This is a genomic window from Exiguobacterium sp. s160 (assembly GCF_018617575.1).
Lineage (GTDB): Bacteria > Bacillota > Bacilli > Exiguobacteriales > Exiguobacteriaceae > Exiguobacterium > Exiguobacterium aestuarii_A.
In genome coordinates this window covers 62,840-88,727 of the sequence record NZ_JACSKK010000007.1, presented here as the reverse complement: position 1 = coordinate 88,727, position 25,888 = coordinate 62,840, and the positions used below count along the sequence as shown (strand labels likewise).

The 25,888-nt window shown below is 48.3% G+C and carries 30 protein-coding genes; 13 read left to right on the top strand and 17 right to left on the bottom strand.

Annotated elements, in window-relative coordinates; all coding sequences use genetic code 11:
• Window positions 1-94: 94 nt before the first annotated feature.
• Window positions 95-658, top strand: a complete 564-nt coding sequence (ahpC, locus tag KNO86_RS12360) for an alkyl hydroperoxide reductase subunit C (protein WP_015880295.1) — start codon at window positions 95-97, stop codon at window positions 656-658.
• 11 nt (window positions 659-669) lie between these two features.
• The gene (ahpF, locus tag KNO86_RS12355) at window positions 670-2,193 is read left to right on the top strand and encodes an alkyl hydroperoxide reductase subunit F (RefSeq protein ID WP_214696658.1); all 1,524 of its coding nucleotides are present in this window, start codon (window positions 670-672) and stop codon (window positions 2,191-2,193) included.
• A 38-nt stretch (window positions 2,194-2,231) separates the two neighbouring features.
• Here ahpF and KNO86_RS12350 read toward each other — a convergent pair whose 3' ends face one another.
• Window positions 2,232-2,633, bottom strand: coding sequence for a hypothetical protein (locus KNO86_RS12350; protein WP_214696657.1), 402 nt, complete (start codon window positions 2,631-2,633; stop codon window positions 2,232-2,234).
• Window positions 2,634-2,771: 138 nt separating this feature from the next.
• On the opposite strand from KNO86_RS12350, the gene KNO86_RS12345 reads away from it, so the two are divergent.
• The 4 genes from KNO86_RS12345 (at window position 2,772) to KNO86_RS14875 (ending at window position 5,413) form a co-directional block, all read left to right on the top strand.
• Window positions 2,772-3,119 (top strand): PadR family transcriptional regulator, encoded by a 348-nt coding sequence (locus tag KNO86_RS12345; RefSeq protein WP_214696655.1) that lies wholly within the window; start codon window positions 2,772-2,774, stop codon window positions 3,117-3,119.
• Window positions 3,106-4,068: an HAAS signaling domain-containing protein gene (locus KNO86_RS12340; protein ID WP_214696654.1), complete on the top strand. Its 963-nt coding sequence runs from the start codon at window positions 3,106-3,108 to the stop codon at window positions 4,066-4,068. The genes KNO86_RS12345 and KNO86_RS12340 overlap by 14 nt, the downstream gene beginning before the upstream one ends.
• 78 nt (window positions 4,069-4,146) lie before the next feature.
• Window positions 4,147-4,983, top strand: coding sequence for an aldo/keto reductase (locus KNO86_RS12335; RefSeq protein ID WP_214696652.1), 837 nt, complete (start codon window positions 4,147-4,149; stop codon window positions 4,981-4,983).
• A gap of 73 nt (window positions 4,984-5,056) precedes the next feature.
• Window positions 5,057-5,413 (top strand): DUF4304 domain-containing protein, encoded by a 357-nt coding sequence (locus KNO86_RS14875; RefSeq protein ID WP_214696650.1) that lies wholly within the window; start codon window positions 5,057-5,059, stop codon window positions 5,411-5,413.
• A 56-nt stretch (window positions 5,414-5,469) separates the two neighbouring features.
• Here the strand turns inward: KNO86_RS14875 and KNO86_RS12325 are convergent, their stop codons facing one another.
• The 4 genes from KNO86_RS12325 to KNO86_RS12310 all read right to left on the bottom strand — a co-directional run bounded on the left by KNO86_RS12325 (window position 5,470) and on the right by KNO86_RS12310 (window position 8,554).
• A complete protein-coding gene (locus tag KNO86_RS12325) occupies window positions 5,470-6,282 on the bottom strand; it encodes a MetQ/NlpA family ABC transporter substrate-binding protein (RefSeq protein ID WP_214696649.1) in 813 nt (270 codons plus the stop codon).
• A gap of 20 nt (window positions 6,283-6,302) precedes the next feature.
• The gene (locus KNO86_RS12320) at window positions 6,303-6,965 is read right to left on the bottom strand and encodes a methionine ABC transporter permease (RefSeq protein WP_214696647.1); all 663 of its coding nucleotides are present in this window, start codon (window positions 6,963-6,965) and stop codon (window positions 6,303-6,305) included.
• Complete coding sequence (locus tag KNO86_RS12315) at window positions 6,958-7,704, bottom strand: methionine ABC transporter ATP-binding protein (protein ID WP_214696645.1); 747 nt, start codon at window positions 7,702-7,704, stop codon at window positions 6,958-6,960. The genes KNO86_RS12320 and KNO86_RS12315 overlap by 8 nt, the downstream gene beginning before the upstream one ends.
• Before the next feature lie 109 nt (window positions 7,705-7,813).
• Complete coding sequence (locus KNO86_RS12310) at window positions 7,814-8,554, bottom strand: hypothetical protein (RefSeq protein ID WP_214696643.1); 741 nt, start codon at window positions 8,552-8,554, stop codon at window positions 7,814-7,816.
• Window positions 8,555-8,748: 194 nt separating this feature from the next.
• Between KNO86_RS12310 and adhP the strand changes: the two genes are divergently transcribed.
• The 4 genes from adhP (at window position 8,749) to KNO86_RS12290 (ending at window position 11,978) form a co-directional block, all read left to right on the top strand.
• Window positions 8,749-9,780, top strand: coding sequence for an alcohol dehydrogenase AdhP (gene adhP / locus KNO86_RS12305; RefSeq protein ID WP_214696641.1), 1,032 nt, complete (start codon window positions 8,749-8,751; stop codon window positions 9,778-9,780).
• A 110-nt stretch (window positions 9,781-9,890) separates the two neighbouring features.
• Window positions 9,891-10,316, top strand: a complete 426-nt coding sequence (locus KNO86_RS12300; RefSeq protein WP_214696639.1) for a MarR family winged helix-turn-helix transcriptional regulator — start codon at window positions 9,891-9,893, stop codon at window positions 10,314-10,316.
• Between the two features lie 107 nt (window positions 10,317-10,423).
• Window positions 10,424-10,951 carry a CarD family transcriptional regulator gene (locus KNO86_RS12295; protein ID WP_353047694.1) on the top strand — a complete coding sequence of 176 codons (528 nt, stop codon included), beginning with the start codon at window positions 10,424-10,426 and terminating at the stop codon, window positions 10,949-10,951.
• 112 nt (window positions 10,952-11,063) lie between these two features.
• Entirely contained in the window at window positions 11,064-11,978 is a 915-nt protein-coding gene (locus KNO86_RS12290) for a methyl-accepting chemotaxis protein (RefSeq protein WP_214696635.1), read from the top strand.
• Between the two features lie 60 nt (window positions 11,979-12,038).
• Here the strand turns inward: KNO86_RS12290 and KNO86_RS12285 are convergent, their stop codons facing one another.
• The 4 genes from KNO86_RS12285 to KNO86_RS12270 form a co-directional block, all read right to left on the bottom strand.
• Window positions 12,039-12,317, bottom strand: coding sequence for a hypothetical protein (locus KNO86_RS12285; RefSeq protein WP_214696633.1), 279 nt, complete (start codon window positions 12,315-12,317; stop codon window positions 12,039-12,041).
• Window positions 12,318-12,344: 27 nt separating this feature from the next.
• Window positions 12,345-12,737, bottom strand: a complete 393-nt coding sequence (locus KNO86_RS12280; protein ID WP_214696632.1) for a hypothetical protein — start codon at window positions 12,735-12,737, stop codon at window positions 12,345-12,347.
• A 13-nt stretch (window positions 12,738-12,750) separates the two neighbouring features.
• Complete coding sequence (locus KNO86_RS12275; RefSeq protein ID WP_214696630.1) at window positions 12,751-13,074, bottom strand: hypothetical protein; 324 nt, start codon at window positions 13,072-13,074, stop codon at window positions 12,751-12,753.
• 278 nt (window positions 13,075-13,352) lie between these two features.
• The gene (locus KNO86_RS12270) at window positions 13,353-14,852 is read right to left on the bottom strand and encodes a malate:quinone oxidoreductase (RefSeq protein WP_214696628.1); all 1,500 of its coding nucleotides are present in this window, start codon (window positions 14,850-14,852) and stop codon (window positions 13,353-13,355) included.
• Between the two features lie 191 nt (window positions 14,853-15,043).
• On the opposite strand from KNO86_RS12270, the gene KNO86_RS12265 reads away from it, so the two are divergent.
• Both KNO86_RS12265 and KNO86_RS12260 read left to right on the top strand, forming a co-directional pair.
• The gene (locus tag KNO86_RS12265; protein ID WP_214696626.1) at window positions 15,044-15,505 is read left to right on the top strand and encodes a DUF2691 family protein; all 462 of its coding nucleotides are present in this window, start codon (window positions 15,044-15,046) and stop codon (window positions 15,503-15,505) included.
• 27 nt (window positions 15,506-15,532) lie between these two features.
• Window positions 15,533-16,075, top strand: coding sequence for a histidine phosphatase family protein (locus KNO86_RS12260; protein ID WP_214696624.1), 543 nt, complete (start codon window positions 15,533-15,535; stop codon window positions 16,073-16,075).
• A gap of 26 nt (window positions 16,076-16,101) precedes the next feature.
• Here KNO86_RS12260 and KNO86_RS12255 read toward each other — a convergent pair whose 3' ends face one another.
• From KNO86_RS12255 to KNO86_RS12240, 4 genes are all read right to left on the bottom strand, one after another.
• Window positions 16,102-16,965, bottom strand: a complete 864-nt coding sequence (locus tag KNO86_RS12255; protein ID WP_214696622.1) for a DegV family protein — start codon at window positions 16,963-16,965, stop codon at window positions 16,102-16,104.
• 116 nt (window positions 16,966-17,081) lie between these two features.
• Complete coding sequence (locus KNO86_RS12250; RefSeq protein ID WP_214696621.1) at window positions 17,082-17,564, bottom strand: methylated-DNA--[protein]-cysteine S-methyltransferase; 483 nt, start codon at window positions 17,562-17,564, stop codon at window positions 17,082-17,084.
• Window positions 17,551-18,444 carry a DNA-3-methyladenine glycosylase family protein gene (locus KNO86_RS12245; protein ID WP_214696620.1) on the bottom strand — a complete coding sequence of 298 codons (894 nt, stop codon included), beginning with the start codon at window positions 18,442-18,444 and terminating at the stop codon, window positions 17,551-17,553. The genes KNO86_RS12250 and KNO86_RS12245 overlap by 14 nt, the downstream gene beginning before the upstream one ends.
• Complete coding sequence (locus tag KNO86_RS12240) at window positions 18,441-18,989, bottom strand: bifunctional transcriptional activator/DNA repair enzyme AdaA (RefSeq protein ID WP_214696618.1); 549 nt, start codon at window positions 18,987-18,989, stop codon at window positions 18,441-18,443. The genes KNO86_RS12245 and KNO86_RS12240 overlap by 4 nt, the downstream gene beginning before the upstream one ends.
• Before the next feature lie 172 nt (window positions 18,990-19,161).
• On the opposite strand from KNO86_RS12240, the gene mprF reads away from it, so the two are divergent.
• The gene (mprF, locus tag KNO86_RS12235; protein WP_214696616.1) at window positions 19,162-21,654 is read left to right on the top strand and encodes a bifunctional lysylphosphatidylglycerol flippase/synthetase MprF; all 2,493 of its coding nucleotides are present in this window, start codon (window positions 19,162-19,164) and stop codon (window positions 21,652-21,654) included.
• Window positions 21,655-21,701: 47 nt separating this feature from the next.
• On the opposite strand, the gene KNO86_RS12230 is transcribed toward mprF, so the two are convergent.
• The 4 genes from KNO86_RS12230 to KNO86_RS12215 form a co-directional block, all read right to left on the bottom strand.
• Window positions 21,702-24,092 (bottom strand): carbohydrate binding domain-containing protein, encoded by a 2,391-nt coding sequence (locus KNO86_RS12230; RefSeq protein ID WP_214696614.1) that lies wholly within the window; start codon window positions 24,090-24,092, stop codon window positions 21,702-21,704.
• Between the two features lie 184 nt (window positions 24,093-24,276).
• Entirely contained in the window at window positions 24,277-24,822 is a 546-nt protein-coding gene (locus KNO86_RS12225; protein WP_214696612.1) for a DUF1349 domain-containing protein, read from the bottom strand.
• Entirely contained in the window at window positions 24,797-25,339 is a 543-nt protein-coding gene (locus KNO86_RS12220; RefSeq protein ID WP_214696610.1) for an NUDIX hydrolase, read from the bottom strand. The genes KNO86_RS12225 and KNO86_RS12220 overlap by 26 nt, the downstream gene beginning before the upstream one ends.
• A 13-nt stretch (window positions 25,340-25,352) precedes the next feature.
• Entirely contained in the window at window positions 25,353-25,847 is a 495-nt protein-coding gene (locus tag KNO86_RS12215) for an LURP-one-related/scramblase family protein (protein WP_214696608.1), read from the bottom strand.
• Window positions 25,848-25,888 lie beyond the last annotated feature (41 nt).

Below are 25,888 nucleotides of genomic sequence, written 5' to 3'. Positions count from 1 at the left end.
ACAATTTCAGCTCGTTATATGAAGTTAGTATTACATTATAATTATTCTAGTCGAGATAGAAACGCTAGAGTAAAAAACAAGGAGGACATAACCCATGTCATTAATCGGCAAAGAAGTACTACCATTCAAAGCACAAGCATTCCAAACAGGTGAATTCCTCGAAGTTACAGAGAACGATCTCAAAGGTAAATGGAGCGTTGTCTGCTTCTACCCAGCTGACTTCACATTCGTCTGCCCAACTGAACTCGAAGACCTTCAAAACGAGTACGCTACACTCAAAAACCTCGGTGTAGAAGTTTACTCTGTCTCAACAGACACACACTTCACACATAAAGCTTGGCACGAAACATCTGAGAAAATCGGAAAAATCGAGTACATCATGATCGGTGACCCATCACACGTCATCTCACGCAACTTCGACGTCTTGAACGAAGAAGACGGTCTCGCAGACCGTGGTACGTTCATCATTGACCCAGACGGCGTCATCCAAACTGTCGAGATCAACGCTGGCGGCATCGGCCGTGACGCGAGCACGCTCGTCAACAAAGTCAAAGCAGCACAATACGTACGCAACAACCCAGGCGAAGTCTGCCCAGCGAAATGGGAAGAGGGTTCTGAAACACTCCGCCCAAGCCTTGACCTCGTCGGTAAATTGTAAGGAGCGATTGCATGTTAGAAGCAGCGATTAAACAACAGCTCGACCAATATCTCCAGCTCATGGAGGGCGACGTCGTCCTCCGTGTGAGTGCTGGGGAAGACAAAGTCTCAAACGAGATGCTCGAGCTCGTCAACGAACTCGCCAGCATGTCATCACGCATCTCGGTCGAACGCGCGACACTCGAGCGTACACCGAGCTTCAGCGTGAATCGTCCGTCTGAAGAGACAGGAATCGTCTTCGCGGGGATTCCACTCGGACACGAGTTCACATCACTCGTCCTCGCCCTCCTCCAAGTGAGCGGGCGCGCACCGAAAGTCGATGCGGACACGATCAAACAAATTCAAAACATCGAAGGCACGTATCACTTCGAGTCATACATCAGCCTCAGCTGCCACAACTGTCCTGACGTCGTGCAAGCGCTAAACGTCATGAGCGTCCTCAACCCGAACATCACCCACACGATGATCGATGGAGCCGCATTCAAAGATGAAGTGGAAGCGAAAGAGATCATGGCTGTCCCGACGGTCTTCTTGAACGGAGAATCGTTCGGTAACGGTCGGATGTCACTCGAAGAGATCTTGTCGAAACTCGGTACAGGTCCTGACGCGTCTGCGTTCTCGGACAAAGACCCGTACGACGTCCTCGTCGTCGGTGGCGGTCCAGCTGGTGCGAGTGCGGCCGTATACGCGGCTCGTAAAGGAATCCGTACAGGAATCATCGCGGAGCGCTTCGGTGGCCAAGTGATGGACACGATGGGCATCGAGAACTTTATCGGTACCGCTTATACAGAAGGTCCAAAGCTTGTCGCAAGTCTAGAAGAGCATGTCAAAGAGTACGGGATCGACGTCATGAACCTCCAACGCGCGAAGCGCCTTGAGAAAAATGACCTCGTCGAGATCGAACTCGAGAACGGTGCTGTCTTGAAGAGTAAGAGCGTCATCCTCTCAACTGGTGCACGCTGGCGTAACGTCAACGTCCCAGGTGAGGCGGAGTTCAAAAACAAAGGGGTCGCTTACTGCCCGCACTGTGACGGTCCTCTCTTCGAAGGGAAACGTGTCGCGGTCATCGGTGGCGGTAACTCTGGGATCGAAGCGGCTATCGATCTCGCTGGTATCGTCAAACACGTGACGGTCCTCGAGTTCGCTCCTGAACTCAAGGCCGATCAAGTGCTTCAAGACCGTCTCCACAGCCTCCCGAACGTGACTGTCATCACGAACGCTCAGACGACAGAAATCACAGGTACGGACAAAGTGAACGGCATCTCGTATGTGTCTCGTGAAACGAACGAGTCACACCATGTCGAACTTGAAGGCGTCTTCGTCCAAATCGGCCTCGTCCCGAACACGGACTGGCTCGACTCGGTCGAACGCAACAACTTCGGGGAAATCGTTGTCGACCGTCATGGCGCGACGAACGTCCCAGGTGTGTTCGCAGCGGGAGACTGCACGAACAGCGCCTACAAACAAATCATCATCTCGATGGGTTCTGGTGCGACAGCCGCACTCGGCGCCTTCGACTACATGATTCGCAACTAATAAGAAGACTCGCCCTCTATCATGAGAGCGAGTCTTTTTTACAGTTCAAATGTTTTCCCGGAGTCCGGGATGAACAAGACCGCTTTTCCGCTCCCCGTCTCAAATCGGTAGCCCCTTCGAGGGGTAAATGGATTCCATTCTCCCCCGGTCGTCGGTACGCTTTCCATGTACGTCACATCACTGTATGTTTTGTCCAACGTCTCTTCCGCTTCCGCTACCGAATAAGTCGGTACAGATAACACGATTCCGATACTGACGTTGATCACCCCAAACGCCACAGTCCATCGAGTTGATGTCGGCTTTCGAAAATGAGTCATGACCAATAGCGTGATCATCCATCCAATCGGCACCCCGAACGTCCCTGCATTCCCATACCATTGTGCATTGATCGTCAATAAACTGGCGATCACCACGCCGCTAACTATCCACCACCATTTCATGAACATCACCTCCCCTTCATTATCCCAGAATCAGGAAAAGACTCAATTTCTTTTTTATATGATTAACTACATTGATGTATGAAGACTTATAGTGTATTATATACAGTATAAAGATGAACGAATAAAGGAGGCGAAAAAATGTCCGATGTCAAAGCCTCGTTGGTGACGGAATTGCGTCGTGGTACGTTGACGATTGCGGTGCTCAGTCAGTTGAAGACACCACAGTATGGTTACTCACTCGTCCAAGCACTACTTGATGCCGAGATCAACATTGATCAAAGCACGCTCTATCCGCTCTTACGTCGACTTGAAAAACAAGGACTCGTCACGAGCTCCTGGGATACGACGGAAAGTCGACCTCGAAAGTACTATGTGCTCAGCCCCGATGGAATGGCTATTTTGAATGAATTGTATGAAGAATGGATGAAGATGTCGAAAACGTTGACCCGTCTCATTGAAGGAGGAAATGATCATGAATCTTCGTGATGTGTATATCGATGAAGTCACTTCTCGAATCCCTGAATCGATGCGGCAAGATGTCGCCCTTGAATTGGAATCGACCATCGATGACATGACTGGAAATGACCCGTCTGAAACTGCCTTATTTGAAGCGTTGCGCGAACTCGGCGACCCTCATGTTCTCGCCGCTCGTTATGCGAATCGTCCCCTCCATCTCATCGGACCAGCTTTCTTCACACAGTACGTGAACATCATCAAGATCGTCTTACCGATTGCCGTCACGGTCATCACAATTCTCTCCATTATCGGTTATTTGACCAACCCGATTGACGACACGTCTTGGAGTCAATTCTTGATTCAAGCATTCCTTCAAACCGGGGCTGCCATCTTCAATGTTGTCGTCCAGACGCTATTCTGGATTACCCTCACGTTCTTCATCATCGAACGGACCGTACCTGAGGGCGAAGTCCCCTTCTCGAGTTGGAAACCTGAGCAACTGAAAAAGATGAAACCTCGTTCGACCTCAATCTCTCTTAGTTCAATCTTGTTTGATGTTGTCGCCACTGTTTTGATGGTCGTATTGTACGTCAATGCCGAGCAGTTGATTCGCGTCGTCGCGGATAGCGAATCCTATCCGCTACTCAATTCGTCCGTCTTGAATCAATTCTTCCCATTTGTCATTGCTTTGGCCGTTTTCGGCATCGCGATCGCCATTTACAAATGGATCGTTCGACACTGGACGAAGCCGCTCGCCTTGTGGAACGCCCTCTTCAATATCGTATGGATCGTCGTCACGGCACTCATTTTACTGCAACCTGATCTAATTTCGACCGAAGCGCTCTCTTTGATTGCTGAACAAACGAATATCGACATCGAAACAATCAGTCGCTGGGGTGTATGGAGTATTTTGTTCACGATCATCGTCGTGTGTATCCTCGACCTGGCCGAAGGGTTGATCAAAGCCTTTCGTCGTTGACCTCACATTCAAACGTTTCATTTCCGAGGAAAGTGGAATAGCGGAGAAGAGAACGGATTTTGAATGGGGAGGCATTTGATGGGTATTCCAACAATCAAGCTACATGACGGTTATGAGATTCCGGCCATTGGACTCGGAACGGTTTATTTGAAAGGTGAAGCAGGGGTCGACGCCATTACGTGCGCCATCCGAAACGGATATCGACTCATCGATTCGGCGATTCGTTATGATAATGAAGGAGCGGTCGGTGAGGCCGTTCGCCAATCCGGCATCCCGCGCGAACAACTTTTCTTAACGTCAAAATTGCGCGCGCAATATTATGACTACGACCAAGCACTCGAGATGATTCGAGAGTCCTTGTATCGAGCAAACCTCGACTATTGGGATTTGTTCCTCTTGCATTGGCCAAACCCGAAGCAAAACAAGTACGTCGAGGCATGGCGTGCCTTGATTCAGGCGAAGAAAAACGGATGGATTCGCTCTATCGGGGTCTCGAACTTCATGCCGGAACATCTCGACCGTTTGATTGAGGAGACGGGAGAAACACCGGTCATCAACCAAATCGAGTTACACCCGTACTTCTCGCAAGTCGAGCAGCGGCAAGCCGATAAGGAGCGTGGCATCATCACAGAGGCATGGAGCCCGCTCAGTCGCGCCCGTACGGTCATCCACGACGAGAAGATCACCGAACTCGCGAAACAAAAAGGAAAGAGCGTCTCTCAAGTCATCTTGCGCTGGCATATCCAGCTCGGTGTGATTCCGCTCGCCCGCTCGTCTAGCGAATTGCATCAGAAAGAGAATCTCGATGTCTTCAACTTCGAATTGACCGAGGAAGAGATGGAGACGCTCAATGCGTTGACGAAGCCAGATGGTCGCATCGATGACCAAGATCCAAGAGAATACGAAGAGTATTAATTAAATCGGATTGAGCATGCGCTCAATCCGATTTTTGTATATATTCTAACTAAACTACTTAAAGGAGATTCTCATGCTATCCCAACAACGAAAAGACATGATTGCCTTCTTGAAACGGGAAGTCGTTCCTTATTTGCGGTCACATCAATTTCAAGGATCGTTCCCTCACTTTCGGCGCATTCAATCTGACCGAATTGATTTAGTCACCTTTCAATTCAATCGGCATGGTGGTTCGTTCATCGTCGTATTGGCTCAAGCTCCGCCCACTGGCTTTCAAACATATTGGGGAGAACAAATTAGCCCACAAAAAATGACCCCCATGATATCGACGTCGACGCACGACGAAGGCTGGGCAGTCATTCTCCAGATGAAGACGGTATTTGGTTCCTTTACGAGTCAGCTCAATCTGAACAAGACTATCTACGCGTGACGCAACAAGTCATTACTTCGTTTGAACAAGATATCTTACGTTGAGTACGGAATTAATTAAAACGCCGGAATCGCCGTTTCTGCATAGTTTTCTTCTAAGAACGCACGGACTTCATCGCTCGTGAGAGCCTCTCCGAGTTTTTGGATCGCTTCGTCGTCCTGGTTGTCTTCACGTGCGACGAGCGTGATCGCGAAATCGTTCTCGACACCTTCTGTTAGGAGTGCGTCACTCTTCGGCGTCAAACCGAGCGGTGCCGCGTAAGCCGGTGTCATCAAGACCGCATCGACATCATCATATGCACGAGCGAGCATCAACAAGTCGACTTCTTCAAACTTGAAGTTTTTCGGATTCGATGTGATATCGGCTTGTGTATAGTACGTGCCTTCTTTCTCTCCGAGTTCGATCACATCATGTTGTGCAAGAAGGGAGAGCGAGCGGTCGATGTTCGATACGTCGTTGGCGATGGCGATTGTCGCGCCTTCCGGAATGTCTTCCATGTTGTCATAGTTTTTCGCGTATACACCGTAGTTTGCGAAATAAATCGGTTCGATCGGAACGAGATTCGCATCATTGCTGCGGTTGAACTCTTCCATGTACGGAACGTGTTGGAAGAAGTTCGCATCGACTTCTTTTGCCGCGAGTGCCGAGTTCGGTTGAACATTGTCTCCGAGGACGACGATTTCGAGTTCGATGTTCTCTTCTGCAAGCTGTTCTTTTGCGATTTCAAGCATATCTGTCATCGGTGGGATGAGTGACGCGACTTTCAACGTCTGTGGTTCGTTCGATTGTTCTGTTTGTGTTTCTGTGTCGTTCCCACATGCGGCGAGGACGAGTGTGAGCGAGGCAAGAAGTGCCATCAATTTTTTCATATTCATTTCCTACTTTCTGTTTAGCGTTTGTCGATGATTCGTGCCACGGTCGTGCCCGTGAACTGGATCAGCTGTACGAAGACGAGCATGATGAGAATCATATAGAGCATGAGTTCTGTCTGAAATTGCTGATACCCATAACGGATGGCAAAGTCACCGATGCCACCGCCCCCGACGACCCCCATGATTGTCGAGTATGAGATAAAGCTGATGATGGATGTCGTCAATCCGAGTACGAGACCGGATCTGGCTTCGACGTAAAGAAACTTGAAGATGATATCTTTCACCGACGCCCCCATCGAGAGCGCCGCTTCGACGACCCCGCGCGGAACATCAATCAATGATTGTTCGACGAGACGCGCATAATGCGCGATGGCAATGATGGAAAGTGGCACCGTCGCTGCCGCTGTTCCAATGGCCGTCCCGATGATGAGTCGTGTAAATGGAATCAAAAACACGACGAGTAACAAGAACGGGAAAGACCGGACGATGTTCACGACTAAGTTGAGGACAGAGAAGACGACTTGGTTCTCTAACAGTTGTCCTTTACGCGAAAGATAAAGCCACGTGCCTAACGGAAGTCCGACTAGGATTGCTGCGAGAATCGACACCCCGACCATGATGAACGTCTCAGCGATGGACTGCCAAATCTCCGATTGATAGCGTAACAGGATGTCAGGCATTCGGTTCGCCCTCCTTCCGTAACTGTTCGACGAACCAACTTGGGTTCTGATCGATGGCCACCACACCCGACGGCTCCCGTTCAATCGTCTCATGAACGGCTCCTTCTGCCATGACGGTGACGCGATGACAGATTTGACGAATGACATCCATCTCATGCGTGACGAGGACGATGGTGACGCCAAGTTGTTCATTGACCGACTGAAGAACACGTAACACTTCTGCCGTCGTGTTCGGGTCGAGGGAAGAGGTCGGCTCATCGCATAGGAGCACGCTCGGTTCGCTTGCGAGTGCCCGAGCGATGGCGACCCGTTGCTTTTGTCCACCACTCAACTGGGAAGGATATTTATCGCGATACGCTTCGAGTCCGACGAACTGGAGACATTCCATCACGCGTGCTTCCCATGATCCTCTCGGGCGCTTGGCAAGCTTCAGTGAATCGAGGACGTTATCAAAGACGGTCTTATTCGCGACAAGATTAAATTGTTGAAAAATCATACCGATCCGATGTCGCTTCTTGCGGAGTTCCCGATTGGAGAGCTCGGTCAACTGGTCGCCATCGACTATGACACTTCCACTATCGGGTCGCTCCAATACATTCATCAATCGAAGGAGCGTCGACTTCCCGGCACCGCTTGCGCCAATGATGCCGTAAATCTCCCCTTTTCGAATGTGAAGCGATACATCGCGAACGGCCATCTCTTGTCCATAACGCTTATGGACGGACGACAATGTGATCATGGCGGACATCCTTTCTACATCTCGTGAGTGAGTCAACCGTTTATCATTTTAGCGAAGTAAAGAGTTGATGTCAGGTCATGTGCTCACATGAAAAGAACCGCAGCGCGGTTCAGAGTGGATGGCGTTTGAAATGTTCGGCGATGTGTCGTTTCATGGCGTCTCGATTTTCGGCGAAGATGCGATGGCGATGACCGTTCCCACCGGATGGGTGCGGAAACCCACTCACTACGCGCTCCTGATCCAAGAGACCCTGATGAACCAACAATTCCACAGCTCGCCTCACATTGACGCCCATCGGTAAGATGAGTGCATCTTGAAGATGTGTCATCTCTTCAGCGAACGTTCCTTCCACGTACGGTCGAAACAAATCCGTTCGAATCATATCCGGGCTCGACCCGTTATAGTTTTTGCCCTTATAAAAGACCGGATAAGGGAGGACCGCCGTGTTTTGTACGAGATGATTTGCTGATCCGAACAAATCGAGGGATGATTCGATTCCCAAATGATGATGTAACTCCAAATCGTCCAGCATCGTCACTAAGTTCTTTCGAATCGGACCGGAAAAACTGCCACGTTGTTTGACGGCTCGAAGCGCCTCTTCGTCTGTTGCATCCTTCAAGTCACGGATCGTCTCGAACGACTGACGCATTTGATACAAGCCTGGTGTGATCCCTGCGATGACGACTTTCGCATCCGGGTTGATGTATTCAAATGGTGCGTAATAGATATCGAGTTGTTTCTTTTCATCACGGTCTAACAAAAAATCTTCACTTTTTAACGTCTCTTCCCCTAAGTCCGATAACTGCAAAATTTTCGATTTGTATGTGTGAAATAACTCTGTCCGCGTCATGTGACTGACACTCCTTTCATTTGCTTCATTCATCTCTATTTCCCTAAATCTTCATGTGACAAAAGTTCATGCTTCAGACAAATGCTATTCAAAAATAAAGCGCTTTCATTCCATTTTTTGTGATATTCTTACGGTGTAATTCAGCGTGTTTTTCCGGCAGATTCGCTAAATTCTCACAAGGAGTGTGTTCAAACATGAAAGCAGTCGTTGTCAATTCAGCAAGCAAAGCCAACATCGAAGTCGTTGAAAAGGAAATTCGTCCATTACAGGCGGGTGAAGCGCTCGTCGATGTCGAGTACTGTGGCGTTTGTCACACGGACCTTCACGTCGCGGCCGGTGACTTCGGGGATGTGCAAGGACGCGTGCTTGGTCATGAAGGGATTGGGATCGTGTCAAAAATCGCGGACGATGTCAAAAGTCTAAAAGTCGGCGACCGTGTCAGTATCGCCTGGATGTATCATGCATGTGGTCGCTGCGAATATTGTACGACAGGACGTGAAACGTTCTGCCGAAACGTTCAAAATGCCGGCTATAGCGTTGACGGAGGCATGGCCGAACAAAGTATCGTCGTGGCCGATTATGCCGTCAAAGTACCTGAAGGCTTGGACCCTGCGCAAGCCTCAAGCATCACATGCGCGGGTGTCACGACGTATAAGGCCATCAAAGTCGCAGACGTGAAGCCTGGGGAGACAGTCGTCATCTACGGTTGTGGCGGACTTGGGAACCTAGCCATTCAATATGCGAAACACGTCTTCAACGCGCACGTCATCGCTGTCGATTTGAACGACGACAAGCTCGAACTCGCCAAAGAAAGTGGAGCCGATTTGACGATCAATCCTTCGAACGAGGGGGATGCGGCGGACATCGTTCAAGAGAAGTTCGGCGGAGCACACGCTGCAGTCGTTACGGCCGTCTCAAAAGTCGCCTTCAATTCAGCGGTCAACGCCGTTCGAGCCTGCGGGAAAGTCGTGGCGGTTGGTCTTCCTTCTGAAACGATGGATTTAAACATCCCACGTCTCGTTCTCGATGGGATTGAAGTCGTCGGTTCGCTCGTCGGAACACGTAAAGACTTAGAAGAAGCTTTCCAGTTCGGGGCTGAGGGACTCGTCGTTCCGGTCGTCCATAAGCGTTGCCTTCACGAAGTACAAGACGTGTTTGAAGAGATGGAACAAGGGAAAATTCAGGGACGGATGGTCATCGATTTTAAAAATAAAGATTGCCAGTAAAAAACGGGGCCTTGTGCCTCGTTTTGTTCTAGATTGACGTTGACGGGGTATAGTTGCTTTTGTATAGTTAGGAACGTCAAAACCTGGAAATGAAAGAGGAGTGACTTGATTTGACTCCATCAACGTCAACCCGTCTACTTGATTTACTGACAGAACGAAACGATCAAGTTCGACGCATGAGTGAACAATCCTGGAATGAGCAGAATGACATCCACATCTCAAATTCTGAATGGTATATTCTCGCTACACTTTATCAATCAAAAACGACCATCGCCGAGGTCACGCGAAGTGTCCATATCTCTCGGCAAGCGATTCATAAACTGATTAAGAACTTAGAAGGTAAAGCACTCGTTCTCGTGACGGATCATCCGCAAAATCGAAAGGACAAATGCATCGAGCTGACCCCGCTCGGTCACACTTGTTATGAACAAAACGAGGCGCTCAAAGCGCAACTCGAGCAACGGATCCAAGAAAGCATCGGACAAGAGGCGTTCAATCAACTGAAAACCATTCTACGGATGGACTGGAAACTGTAATCGTGTCGGGTTCACTCGTCACGATTTTTATATGCACACCTTGCACTAAACGTCAACCGAGTTGACATTTCACCTTCTGAATGACTATGCTTATAGGTAAGGAAGAGGTGATCGACTTGTTTAAAGCTGGAGACTTAATCATCTACTCGACCCATGGCGTATGTCGCATCGACGACATTTCGGACAAAACGGTCGCAGGAGAAACGAAATCGTACTATACGCTTCACCCCATCAACAACTCACAGAAGTTGCAGATTAGCATCCCCGTCGATAATGACAATGTGATGATGTTGACGTTGCTCGAAGCAGACGAAGCATTAGAGATTTTAGAGTCATTCCGCTCGCCTGGCGTTGAATGGAATCCACATTCGAACAATCGCAATCGTGAATTTTTAAATGTTGTCCATTCTGGTAATCGTCACGAGATCGCTCAAGTCGTGAATACGTTGAGCCGTCGACACATCGAGGCACTACAGGCAAACAAAAAGCTGTACGAACAAGATCGTAAAATTTTAGAGAACGCCAAAACCATTTTGGTGAAAGAACTCTCGCTTGCTCTCGAACGTTCAGAGAGCGACATCGAACGTCAAATCGGTGAATACTTACATGAAAGCATGGCGACACTCACACCTTGACCCTTCCACGTGGAAGAGGTCTTTTTTTGTTCTGCCACAATAATATACTTATTTTTACAATTATGGGGTATCCTAATACAAATAACTCACACGATATAGGGAGGATGTTAGGATGCAGCTGCACTCTAGTACGACCCATGTCACCGACACGCATGTGATTCGAGCCATCGAAAATAATTTGGCCATCATCCGATTCAATGAAGACAGACGCGTCGCCTACGTCAACGAGATTTTCGCCAGAACGATGGGCTATGAAGTCACTCAATTGATAGGACGACACCATCGTGACCTTTGCTTGCCGGAGTTTGCAAACAGTCCCCAATATGACTTGTTTTGGCGAAAACTGATGCAAGGAGTCAGTTATCATGACAAAATCGAACGTCTTGCTGCAGATGGTCGCACGGTTTGGTTAGAAGCCACCTATATGCCTATTTTTGATGATACGAACAGACGTGTCATTGGTGTCTCTAAAATTGCAGCTGATATCACATCAAGTCAACAGGATGTTCTCCATCTAGCAAACAACCTTCAAGAAACATCAGAGTACTTATCCGCACAATCTAAGGTTGGTAAGCAGGACGGAGAACATGTGCTAGAAAATGTGAAACAAATCGAAGCAGAATCGATTCAAAACAGGGAACACCTTCTTGCACTCCAACAAGAGGCAAAGACGATCACGGACATCGTCCAAACGATTCGCGAAATCGCTGCCCAAACGAATTTGCTCGCACTCAATGCGGCCATCGAGGCGACACGAGCAGGCGAGCATGGACGCGGGTTCAATGTCGTCGCCACGGAAGTGCGTAATCTGTCGAATAAAGTGTCCCTCTCGATCACAGAAGTGAATCACAATATCGAAGGAATCGTCAAACGGATTGATGACGTGTCCACGAGCATCGGACGCATCTCTCACAAAGTGAAGGATAGCTCTGGACAGCTCGAACAGACGGTCCAAGAGTTCGAGAAATTAGCGGATTCAGCCGCTACACTCGAACAACAGGCGAAGACGTTTCTTAAAATGGTATAACGCTAAAACCGTTCAAATGAAGCTGCGACAACGTGTCCTGCTTCGATTGAACGGTTTTTGTCAGTGTTCTTTAAACTGGTTCAATACATCATCTCTTAACTGTTGAAACGCATTTCCCTTCCGCCCATAGTATTTCAAGTGCTTGGTACAAAAGACGACGCCTCTCGCACCACAAGGATAGTTGATTGGAATGGGACCAAGGTCCATCCAGTCTTTGAGCCGATAAGATCGATTGTAAACCAACGGCGAAAGTATCTCTTCAGAATCTAACCATTTCATCAAATCACGTGTCGCATCCAGACTATGCACGATGACGACAGGCGGAGCATGCTCAAGCATCAATTCACGGAACCATTCCTGCCCTTGTTATCTAATCGAAAGTGGGAGCACTCTTAATTGTTTCGTATTTTTCGTCGGATATGCATTGATATTCGTCTCCAATACTTCGATTTTCCCATTCGACTTCGTTTCTAAATGTTCTACCAAATGATTCAGTCCAATTCTCGTTTTTGAAAAAGGTTTCTTTCCTTTTTGTATGTTTTTCTGTTGAATGAACGTTAAAAACGATTCTCTGTCCGTTATTATATCGATGTATCGATTGACATCATAATTTACATCTATTTTCAAAATCGAAGAGGCTGGATTGATTCCAACTACAAAGACATTCGGTTTCGACCATTCATATTTACTGACAAACGGTCGCAAATATTCTTTCGTAGTGACGCTCTCAACAAACTCTTTCAACCCGTCTTGATTCATGAGACACCGCTCCTTATTCATCTTCAATCTGTAGCGATTCTGCCGACGCCGTATTCGTGATTTTATGGTACTGCTCGAATTCATCTGTGACTTCTTCTAGATATTCAGGACCGACGAATAACACGTTCGTCCCCTTCTCGACCAATATGAGAGGATACCCTTGAAATGTGACTGCATCAATCACATCCTGTACGTTCGATAGAATCAATGTATCCTGTGTAGGATGGAATAATCTCACTTCGTGGAGATCAAGCCATTGCAACACACGTTTGAGTTCCCATTCTCCATCTAACGCTATGGAGACGAGCACATAGTGACCGTCCTGACGCATCAGCACAGCAAAACAATCATCGAGTTGAATCGACTCTGTCTTCAGTTCCGTTGCATACTCCTCATAATTCGGAATGACACAATACTCGAAGTGTTCATCGTATGTTCGCAGATGTTTTAGATAACGTGCATATTTTTTCTGCTCCCACTTACTCAGTTTAATCGGATCGATGACGTATCCCTCCTTCTCATATTCCTATTTTTGTAAATACCCATTTTTTTATTCTCCTTTTACAGTCCCAAAAGAAAAAGCGAGCATACGATTGTATACTCGCCTCATTCTCTTCAGTTGTGGACCATGTCCTTTTCTTCCAAACCGAGCGTGACCGCTGTCGATTCGTGAATCGTCTTGAACAGGTCCGGATGTTCCGAAAGTTTCAAGCCATATGACGGAACCATCTCTTTGATTTTCTCTTCCCACTCCGGTAACTGTTGCGGGAAGCACTGCTCGAGCACTTTCAACATGACATGAACAGCTGTCGATGCGCCTGGAGAAGCACCAAGAAGTGCCGCAACGGAACCATCTTCCGCGCTGACGACTTCTGTTCCGAACTGAAGTGTCCCTTTTCCTTGCGGTGTATCTTTGATGACCTGAACCCGTTGCCCGGCCACAACGATTTCCCAATCTTCGTTCTTGGCGTTCGGGATGAATTCACGAAGTTCATCCATGCGCTTGTCGTGTGACAAGAGCACCTGTTCGATCAAGTATTTCGTGAGCGGCATCTCTTTTGCCCCTGCCGCAAGCATCGTGATGACATTGTTCGGTTTGACCGAACGAATCAAATCCAAGTTCGATCCTGTTTTCAAGAACTTCGGCGTGAAGCCGGCGAACGGTCCGAATAACAACTCTTTTCGTCCATCGATAAAGCGTGTGTCGAGGTGCGGTACCGACATTGGTGGTGCCCCGACTTTCGCCTTTCCGTAGACCTTCGCGTGATGTTGCTCGATGACCTCACGATTTTTACAGACGAGGAAGAGTCCACTGACTGGGAACCCGCCGATTTGTTTCGACTCCGGAATCCCTGTCTTTTGTAAGAGTGATAAACTTCCGCCACCGCCTCCGATGAAGAGAAACGGTGCCGTATGCGTCTCAATCTTGTTCGCAGACAAGTCTTTCACTTTCACTTCCCAAAGACCGTTATCGAGACGCTTCACGTCCTCGACGCTATGGCCGTAGTTGACCTCGACTCCGTTTGATGTGAGATGGTCAAACAACATCCGTGTCAACGCGCCGAAGTTCACATCCGTCCCTGAATCGATTTTCGTCGCGGCAATCGGTTCGTCCGATGTCCGTCCGTCCATGATGAGCGGGAACCATTCCCGTAGCTGATTCGGATCGTCCGATAAGACCATGCCTTCAAATAACGGATTCGTTGTGAGCGCTTCCAAACGGCGTTTCAAGAAATCGACATTCTTCTCCCCTTGGACCATACTCATATGTGGAATAGAACGAATGAAGGCACCCGGATTTTCGATCAATCCTTGCTTGACGAGATGTGCCCAAAACTGGCGTGAGATTTGGAATTGCTCGTTGACGTTGACCGCTTTGGAAATATCAATCGTCCCATCCGCGTTCTCCGTTGTATAGTTTAATTCGCAAAGTGCGGCATGTCCCGTACCTGCGTTGTTCCATTCGTTTGAACTTTCTTCCCCTGCTGCATCGAGCTTTTCGAACACTTTGATATTCCACTCCGGTACGAGCTCTTTAAAGAGTGAACCGAGCGTTGCGCTCATAATGCCTGCCCCAATTAAAATGACGTCTGTTCTCGTTTGCGTACTGCTCATGAAAACCCCATCCTTATCCCCTGAATTTTTTGTCATACAACCGAAGAATCCCCATTCCTCAATCATATATTTTATAATCGTTATACCGATTATAACTCTTTTGTGATGAATGATAAGGGTTATGTATGATTTTTTGTGCTGAAACTTTTTATGAAATTGTCATGATTCCTTGAAACGAAGGAGGTGTTCTTGTGAGACGCGGTCTAAGTTTTACAATCCCCAATCAATACGGTCATTTTTTACAAGATATTTTGACTCCTATCCCTCTCGACCAATATCAATGGAAGGTGATTGATGAGGAATCCTATGTTGTGAAAGATGAACAACTTGACTGGTTGTTGTTTCCGAAGTCGACCATTATCAATGGTCGACAACTCAATGAACTGATCACTCAACATGAACACTATTTGATTTTTGTTGATATAAAAGCGTTCCACTCTAATATGTCCTCGGAAATCGTAACGTATGAAGATTTTCTACATAGCACGTGCGAGTTTGTGCTACTTGTAACGGACAGTCAGTACGTGACGATATACTGTAAAGACCAAGAGATGCTCAACTCCCTCTACGAAAATGCTTTTTTGCATGAATTCGAGGAGATTGCATACATCACAAGTCATAATGACTCGATGACACGCTTATCTTGCTGGTAATTGAGCATTTCAAAAAGGAGAATCCACATGTCCACACTCTATCTGATTCGCCACTGCTCGGCCTCCGGTCAAGAACCTGATGCACCACTCACGGAAGCGGGTCACGAACAAGCACACCTGCTCCGTGATTTCTTTCGTGAAATCACGATTGACCGGATCACCTCAAGCGACTACACCCGAGCGGTCGCTTCGGTCACACCTCTTGCCGAAGCCCACCAACTCCCAATCGAACGTGAACCGTTGTTACGAGAACGGATTTTGGCTCATGAACCGCTCGAAGACTGGCTGACACCGCTACGTCAGTCGTTCATCGACCCGACGTTCAAGCTGCCTGGTGCTGAATCTGGTAAGGAAGCGACTCATCGAATCATGCAAGTAATCGAGCGTGCCCAATCTCAACATGGCTCGACATTACTCGTGACACACGGTAATCTGCTTGCGCTCCTCTTACAACGGCTTGATCCTAAATATGACTTTGAAACATGGCGTACGATGCGTAACCCAGACGTCTATCGTCTCGATTTAAGTAACGAAGAGCCTGTCATCAAATGCATATGGCCACATAAATAAGCCGCCTCGACATGAGACGGCTTTTATTATTTCTCCACGAAGAACATCGAAATGGCTCCGAGACCAACGTGTGTCCCGACCGAGACCCCCATCTGCATGAGGTAAATCTCGCCTGTGAAATCTGTTTCGGTTTCAAGCTTCGCTTTTAAGTTCTCGGCAATCCGCTGATCGGATGTGTACCCGATGATTACGAAATTCGTGATGTCCGGATTCACGCGCTTCACGAACTCGTCCGTATAATGCTTCAACACTTTACGTGTGCCTCGCTCTTTGGCAACAATGGCACCTTTCCCGTTCTTCATGCTCATAATCGGTTTCACCATGAGTAGTTTTCCGATGATGGCACTCGCGTTCGAGATGCGCCCACTCTTGATCAAATGGTCCAAGTCATCAACGGACAAGAAATGCTTCACGTTCGTCTTATACGTCTCGTTGAAACCAACGAGCTCTTCGAACGTCGCACCGGCTTCACGCATCTGCGCGCTCTTGAGCAATAGCCAGCCGCTGCCGTGACTCATCGATCGAGAATCGACGACATGGATTTTCACGTTTGAGTCAGGATGCGCCTCTTCGAAGTACTCTTTCCCAATGACCGCTGACTGATACGAGCCGCTCGTTCCACTCGACATACAGATGCATAATATCTCTTCGTGACCAGCAGCGACCGCATCTTCCATCAATGTTAAGAACGTCGCCGGACTTGGCATCGCCGTCGTCGGGAATTCCGGGAGCGCTTCCAACATTCCGTAAAAATCATCCGGCTGGATATCCACCCGGTCCTGGTAAGACATATTGTTCATCGTAATGATCAACGGCGCGACCCCGATGTTGTACTGTTCAAGCACTGCATCTGATAAGTCACACGTTGAATCTGCTAGTAATTTAATCATACATTCCTCCAAAAACCTTCTCCATAAGTGACGGGAATCATCCTATAACTTCGTCGATTCAGACGTCACGATAGGACCTCCTTTAGTGTAGCAGATTTGGAGGGGGAAATGTTTTTTTACTGGGTTTGATGTGCGACTTGTTTCTCGTGGTGTAAGAGCCATTCTTTTCGCCATAATCCACCGGCATACCCCGTCAATTTACCGTTCGATCCGATGACACGATGACAAGGCACGACAATACTCAGTTTGTTGCGTCCGTTCGTCGCCCCGACTGCCCGGACAGCCGCAGGTCGTTTCACACGTTCGGCGAGTTCACGATATGATGCCGTCTCCGCAAATGGAATTGTCTGTAACGTACTCCACACATCCCGCTGAAACGGCGTGCCCACTTGTTCAATAGGAAAGGTGAACGTCATCCTCTCCCCTCGAAAATAAGCATCGAGTTCTTCCTTACACTGTCGCAACACATCAGGTACATTCAGTACAGGTAATTGCGCCACTTCGCGTTCGACGAATAAGATCGACTGGATGACTTTCTCGGTTCCAACGATTTCGATCACGCCAACCGGCGTCTCCATGTCCAATTTATACGTCTCCATATAATGACCTCCATAGATAGAATGTCGCGTACCCTTCCCAACCTTTCCAGCGCTCCCCGTATCGTTTCACTTCTTCAATCGTCGGCTTTTTAGGCGCCCCTAACCGATGTTGAATCGCTTGATGCAATCCGACATCCGCGACCGGAAAGGCGGATGCGTCTTGAAAACACTTCATCAATACATAGTCCGCCGTCCATGCCCCGACACCTCGTATGGAAAGCAAGCGTTGACGAATATCAGATGAAGATTGCGACTGTAGCGCCGATTTTGATAACGTCCCACCTGTTATTTCCCGTGCAATATCAATAACATACTCCGCTTTCCTTCGACTAAACTGAAGCTCTCGTAACGCTTCCGGCTCAAGCAGGGCGACTCGTTCCGCACGTGGGAACGTCCAGTACGTTCTTCCCTCGACGACTCGTTGTTCACCATATCGTTCGACGAACCGCCGCTTGATTGTATAGGCGAAGGATAACGTGATTTGTTGCCCGATGATGGCCCATGTGAGTGCCTCGAACAAATTTGGGAAACCAATCATCCGTAACCCACGATGCGCTTCAACCAAAGGAGCCAGCAATTCATCCTCTGCCCCCATCGCCTCGAACGGTGTGAGGTCACGATCAAGGTCTAACCAGTCACGCACTTCACGTTCAATGTTTTCTGTTTCCGTATCCGAGACGTCATCGACCGGGAACAGGATACGAATGTGGTCTTGCTCTCCTTGGAGTTCCACTAATATGAGACGTTCCCCAATTCGCATCAGCTTTTGAACTACCCTGTCCGTTGTGACATGGAGCACTTCTTGTTCGGACCGACTTAAAAAGACGAGACATTCATGAAAATCAAACGGTTGTGGAACGTCTAGTAGCAGATTGTTCATATGCCTCCTCCTTTTCGATACATATTCGGTGTGCACCCTTTCACTTGACGGAAGACACGGTAAAAATTCGATGGCGTTTGAAACCCGACCTCATAGCAGACTGTCAGATTGCTCATCGCGGTCGCTCGTAATAAATACGCCGCCTTGTCGATACGAAGTCGTTCCAATAGCTGCCTTGGCGTCTCTCCTGTCGCTTGGGTGAACGTCCGCTCCAAATGGAACGGGCTCAGTTGGACATGTTCGGCAATCTGTTCGAGGCGAATCGGCTGTTTATAATGTTCCATCAGATACACGGTCACTTGTTGTACGAGCGCTCGGTGTGGGGCATGCTCGACTTCCGGCTGGCATCGCTTGCACGGTCGGAAGCCGTTCGTTTCTGCCTCTTGTCTTGTGATGTAAAAATCAACATTCTCTTTTTTCGGTTTGCGGGAACGGCACGATGGTCGGCAATAGATTCCTGTCGTCTTCACGGCCGTATAAAATAACCCATCATACGTTGCGTCACAAGCGAGCACTTTCGCCCACTTTTCTTCAAATGTCAGCATGTCCACACCCCTTCCTTACTCTCACTGTAGCAAATATAAAATCAACATTTCGTCCTCTTTCTTGCGCTTACAATCCCCTCTTTTGAAACGTTTTACAGATTTCAGTCGTATCCTATAGTACGATTTAGTTAGAAGACGCTGTCAGCCATATGACAGATAAGGAGAAAATCTCATGCGCACTCGTTTTTCATGGAAACAATTAAAATGGCTCATCCCTATAGCGTTAATCGGATTGATTTTAATCCAGAGCGGACAGGAGTTAAAAGACCTCTCGCTCGCGACCGCCTTCACGACATTGAAACAACTGACCGGGTGGGAACAGTTCATGCTCATTCTACTCGGTGGATTCGCCGTCCTGACGATGACGGGATACGATTACTTCCTGCTTCGTTCTTTACATATTGAGTTGCCGAAGCGAAAAGTCGTGCAAACGGCATGGATCACGAACTCGATGAACGGGATGCTCGGATTCGGCGGGGTGATTGGGATCGCCCTTCGTACTTCCCTGTACCGTCCTTACACAGATACGAAACGCCTACTCCGTGCAATCGGCTGGATGACACCGACACTCATCAGCGGTCTTTCTATCCTCTCCATCGGTGTGCTTCTCGGAATTTTTCCGGCGGGTTCACTCGTCGGGACGAAACCTTGGATTTGGCCAGTGTTGTTCGCTGTGAGTGCAATGCTCCCGTTTTACCTGTTCGTCACCTCACGCCGCTCAAACGTCGGTTGGTCCACGTTGATTGGATACACGATAACTTCACTTGCGGAATGGGTCACCGCAGGACTTGTCGCCATCTACGCGTTATCGTTACTCGACGGGTCAGCTTCGTTCTCCCAACTCTTTGGAGTATTTATCGTCGCCACGGTCGTCGGTGTCGTCTCCCTCGTCCCAGGGGGTGCCGGAACGTTCGACTTACTATATCTCGTCGGGATGACCCAATTGGGGATTCACCAAGACATTGTCCTCTCCTCTTTGATCATCTACCGATTCGTCTATTTTGTTGTTCCTTTTTTGATCGGACTCTTTCTAGCGGCCATCGCGTTCGGGGACCAGGTCGTCAAACAAATCGAGTATCGACCGATCATTGGATCTTCTTATGAGATTGGGACCGTCGTATGGCGCATCGTTTCCCGGACACTCGCGAAGATTGGGCGCTTGACCGGAAGTCTCATCGCACTTATGAGCAGTCTGTTGATTTGGTTCCAGACACTTCTCCCGAGTGTGACACCACTCTATGAAGTGAATCGTTGGTTCGAGTGGATTGGAACGCTCTTCTTATTGAGTGCCGGACTTCTCATGTTCCTGTCCGTATATGGCATGTATGTGCGGACAAAGCGAACGCTCTGGTTACTCAATACGGCGTTCATCTGGGCGACCATCGGGGTCATCGCTCGAGGCTTGAACTTATTCGAAACATTCGTCGTCATCGGTTTCGCTGCTTTCGTCTGGTTGACACGAAAACGCCATGTCCGATACCGCTCAATTTTAACGACCGGTCGTCTCATTCGAAACCTGTTCTACGTTTTGCTGTATGTAGGCTCTCACGCCCTCTTGTTGCAATCTTTCGCAGGTACCGACGACTTGTTCTTCACATCGCATCAGGCTGGTTGGTTGACGGTGTTCCTTCTCCTCTTCACGTCGCTCGTAGCAAGTGCACTTCTGCTCTTGTTCGACCATTGGAAACGTCCGGCGCTTGGCGAAGCATACGATGAAGATCGAATCAGACTGTTTCAAGCAACACAGCACACATCGAGTGGCTTTGACTTGGCCCATATGGCAGATAAACGCTTCTATATGAACGAGGCTGAAAACGCGTGTCTCTTATTTGCAACAGCGCGGAACCATGCGATTGTCCTTGGAGATATCCAAGGTGAACGACAGGCCGCAACTGAACTTTTAACGCGTTTCATTGAAGATGCGGACCGGATTGGGTATATTCCTTTATTTTATCAAATCACACCGAATTGGATGCCGCGCCTTCATGATGCCGGCTTCACGTTCTTCAAGCTAGGGGAAGAGGCGACGATTGACGTGTCGACCTTCTCGTTGTCGGGTAAGAAGCGTGCGAATATGCGCTCCCTTTACAATCAATTCGAAAAGAAGGGAATCACGTTCGAGATCGTCTGTGAGCCGAGCCTCCTGTTATTAGAGGAGTTAAAAGAGATCTCAGACGAGTGGATTGGAAATCGGAACGAGAAAGGGTTCTCTCTCGGTTTCTTCGACTACGAAACGTTGACACGTTATCCAATCGCTCTGTTACGAGATGCGGATGGTGTCGTCGTCGCCTTCATTTCGTTGCTCCGAGGGAATGGAACCCTTTCAATCGATTTGATGCGTTCGAAAAATGATGCGCCGTCCGGAGCAATTGAAGTGCTGATTCTTCACATCATCGAATGGGCACGTGCGGAAAGCTATGAACATGTCGGACTCGGCGTGGCACCACTTGCCGCCGTCGGTGAGCAGACATTCTCCCATTGGCCAGAGCGCGTCGCCGCCGATATTTTCGAAAACATCAGTTACATTTATCCGTTCAGCGGCCTGAGACAGTTTAAACAAAAGTTCAAACCGTCCTGGGAAGGACGTTATCTCGCATTCCGACAACGACGTAAATTGTTGCCGTCGATTTTACGAACGGCACGATTAATTAGTCGAAAACGTTAAAAAACAGGAATTTCTCACGATGAGAAATTCCTGTTTTGCGTATCATCTTATTTCAACGTCACACTCACGTTATCAATCGTGATGTCATGAGCACCGAGTGGTGACCCTTCCGTGCGTCCCATCAAGAACTTCAATCCTGTCATATCCGTCACCGGCATCGTCACTTCAAACGTGTACGTATTCATTTCCGGTGTGACTGAAACGACTTCGCTCAAATAGCGATAGTAGCCGGCATTTTCTAAAGTTACTTCAAATGAACGAGCGACTGTAGAAGATGCATCAAATTGTACGACGTACGTTTGGTCTTGTTGTAACTCGAGACCACCTTGCTCCATGAGGACACTCCACGCCTCGTTCCCTTCTTGCGTAATCGAGATATGTGCTGCCTCATTCACCGCTTCGACAGCAGCCTGTGCGTCAAAGTGTATATAGGAACCCCAGTTTGTGAAGCCTTCAGTGAATGCTCCGTTTTTAAGTGGAGACGGATCGATATAAACTGGTGTGACGTCGCGCAATTCGACGTCATCGATTTCAATCACACCTTTTTCAGAACCGAGAATGAACTGAAGCTGACTCATGAGGTCAGTTCTGGCTTCTATCGTGAACGGAATTTTATACGTATCGAATGCTTCAGATAGAGCGACACGCTGGAGCGGGAGATAGGCATCTCCATTCGCTCCGTTCAATCCTACTTGAAGACCATCTACACGTTCTGCCCGTGCTTTGAAGCGGAGAACGTATTCATGTCCTTCTTGCAATTGAATGCCTTGTTGCACCAATGTTGCCGGTGCTCCTTTTTTCTTGTTCGTTTCGAAACGGAAGAGACGCTCTACCGGGTCGACCGTTCCTGTCCCTTTCGTGACACCTGGATCGAACGTCCAATACGTCATGCGATCCATCGCCCCTTGGTCGAACGTACCGTTATACACATGGTTCCCGTCTCCAAGCTTCGGTTTTGTCGCATTCGGGTCGAACGCCTCACGAGGTGTCTGCTCGACACGGACATTCCCAATTTGGACACCAGACGTACTGAGTCCAACGTTGAACTCAAGACGTGCCGCAAGGTCAGTCTCTTCTGTCATATCGAATGTCATCGAGTACGTTTGGACGTCTGTCGTCAAATCAAATGACCCTTCATCTGAATATTTCGCATAGCCTCGGTCTGGACCACCACCGACTTTAACGGCGATCGAACGCGCCGCGTCCGCTTTGGCGTCAAACGTCACTTTATAATGTCCGCCTTGTCCGAGCGATACGTTTTGAATCAATTGATGCGAGTACGGCTGACTTCCTGCCTGATCAATCGAAATGTCGGCAAAACGTGATCCTGCCAAATCGATTACATCGACTGAACCGACACCACCAAAGTCAGGAAGCGCCACATAGTTCCAATAGGTCGGGTTGAGCGCCTGTGCACCGTTCGTAACCGTCGTGATCGGTTCTACATAGTCTTCATCATAGACGAGGTTCCCGTCTTCTAAAGGTTGCTTCGCTCCTTCTGGCAATACGACTTCTTCATCCGAGTATGTCGGCTCGACAGCATCGCGATACTTCCCATTCTTCAAGTCAAAGACGCGGACGTAATCGACTTCCATCTCTGCCGGGAATGGTGTCGTCTCATCGACGTCCCCATCAAACCATCCACCGACCGCCAAGTTCATGATCAAATAGAAATCTTGGTCGAATGGCGCAGGATAGCTATATTTCGATGCTTTGTTCACTTCTTTCGCATACCAGTCATTTTGAGTCTGGTAGAGTTGACCATCTACATACCAACGAATCTCACCCGGCTCCCACTCGACCGCATATGTATGCCATTTGTCGATGCCGTCACCTTCTGCGAAGTGATAGTCTTTCCCCGTGTACTTGTTGTTCGGCCATGTTTCCCCGTAGTGAATCGTGCCAGCGACTTTGTCCGGCTGACTGCCCCATGACTCCATGATGTCGATTTCACCAGATGCGGCCCAACCACCGTAACGGTCCTCTTCCGGTAGCATCCAAAATGCTGGCCAGAGCCCTTTTCCTGTTGGAAGTTTCGCTCGCATCTCGTAACGACCGTATGTCTTACTGAACGTGCCCTTCGTCGTCAACTTCGCCGACGTGTAATCATATGTGCCGAATTGATCGGATGCTTGCTCTTTTTTTGCACGGATGACGAGCTTCCCATCTTTTACGAAAGCGTTTTCGTTTTTGTCCGTATAAAATTGCTTCTCGTTGTTTCCCCAACCGGCAGCGACCGGATTTCCGTCTTTGTCGACAATCCAGTTCCCCGTTTCAAAGTTCCATTTCGAATGATCGATTTCCGCCTTACTAAACTCATCTGACCAGACAAGTTTCCACTTGGCGTCGTCGGCTTTTGAGCTCTTTTCAGCAGGTACTTCTTGTGGCAATGACAAGACGAGACCTGTTCCAAGTGCGAGTGCAACCCATTTCTTCATCATGTGTCCTCCTTCAGGATAAGTGATGGCAATATATCAGTCCGTTCTTTTGAAAGCGATTTCCGAAAGCGCTTTCGTTAACGCTATTATAAAATTTAATCCATCCCAACTTCAACCACTTTTCGGAAGTGAAATCAAAATGACATAAAAAAGCACCGACTCATGTCGATGCTTCACGCAGTTCTCAATTTGAAAATGTCACGTCAAAACCTGTCGCATTCACATCCGGACTGCACGCATACGGCCCGATGCGTAACGTCGATACGTCATGAAGATGGGCAATGCGAAGCTGTTCACGCGTACCATCATCATACTCAACAAAAATTTCCACATTTCCATCTGTATACACGATTTCAAACGTCAATGGTTGAGGAATCATCTCATTTGAAAAATCACGTGTCGACCAATCCGAATAGCCAAACGAGGTGACGACTGCGCCAAGATGGGACGGTCCGTCCGGAATGTACTCGACAGACGTCTTGATCCAATGGTCATCATTCACATATAAGACGATCCCGGCCTGGTCATATGTATGGCTCGGTTCCATTTGGATTGTCGCCCGACATGTAAATCGTTTGGCTTTAACGTCTGTTAGTCGTGCATGCGCCGTCATGCGGTTAAATCCGTAATGTGTATTTCGCCAAAAGTCCGTATCTGGCAAAGTGCGGAAAGCGAGCGGTTCAAATCCGTTCACACTTTTCGGTTCATTTATCCACTTGTACGTATGCATGACGATCAATTCCTCCCCATTGTCCTCGCATGGCAAACAGTAACGGTATCATCGGCGTATGATACGGTATGAATTCATGCTGTTGAATCATCTGGAGAATTGTCGCCTCATCCGCCCACTTCACGGCTTGCACTTCAGATTCTTGAAGCGTCAGCTCATTCAAATTCACTTCCATTTCGACCAAATAGATATCGTCAAATCCTTCGTCAAAATTGACTGTCAGATGCGGTCGTGTCTGAGATAGATCAAGCTTGAGCCCAATCTCCTCTTCGAGTTCCCGCATCGCGGCTTGCTGGCTTGTATCTCCTACCGTGGCACTTCCACCGACTGTGATATCCCACATGTTGGCCCATCCATCTTTGAACGGTTGGCGCTGTTGAATCAGCATCTCGCCCTTCTCGTTAAAGATACACACGTGAATCACAAGGTGATACTCTCCTTCTGGCAAACGACTTCCCCGTTGCCATGTGCGACCGGTCTTTTCTCGGTCCACGTTATAGACGTCCCAAAATTCCATTAGATACTCCCCTTTATGTTGCTGCACTTGATGCCGCTGCTTGATCTGCTTTCGCGCAATCGATGGCTACGACGATTGAGATGAGAAGGTGCTCCATCTCCGGTTCTTCGACGCGAATCTCATAACTGTCGCCCCATGAGAACCACTTTTTTTGAACACTTCCAATCGATTGTCCATTTTTCGTCACGTCAAAATCCATGTCCCACCAATCCCCTTGGACATCGATTCCGGTCGCATCGATCGAATACTTCGGTTTAAAGAATGAAAACTCTTTTGAGATGGTCATCATATCCGTACCATCCACTTCTACAAAAAACTTCGGTAAAAAACTGAACGTCTTTTTCGTAATGGTTGTGACCGTTTGACCATTCATGTCTTTGATTTCAAACGACTTTGGAAACTTCATAAAGCTACCTTCGATGAAATATTGATCCTGTCCGTCCGCATCTTTAATGGTGAAGCGCCCGCGTAGACTGAACACTTTTTGTTTCATATAGAGTGTATGCATAATGATCCCTCCGATTTGTTGTAGTACTTTACGTACGAACC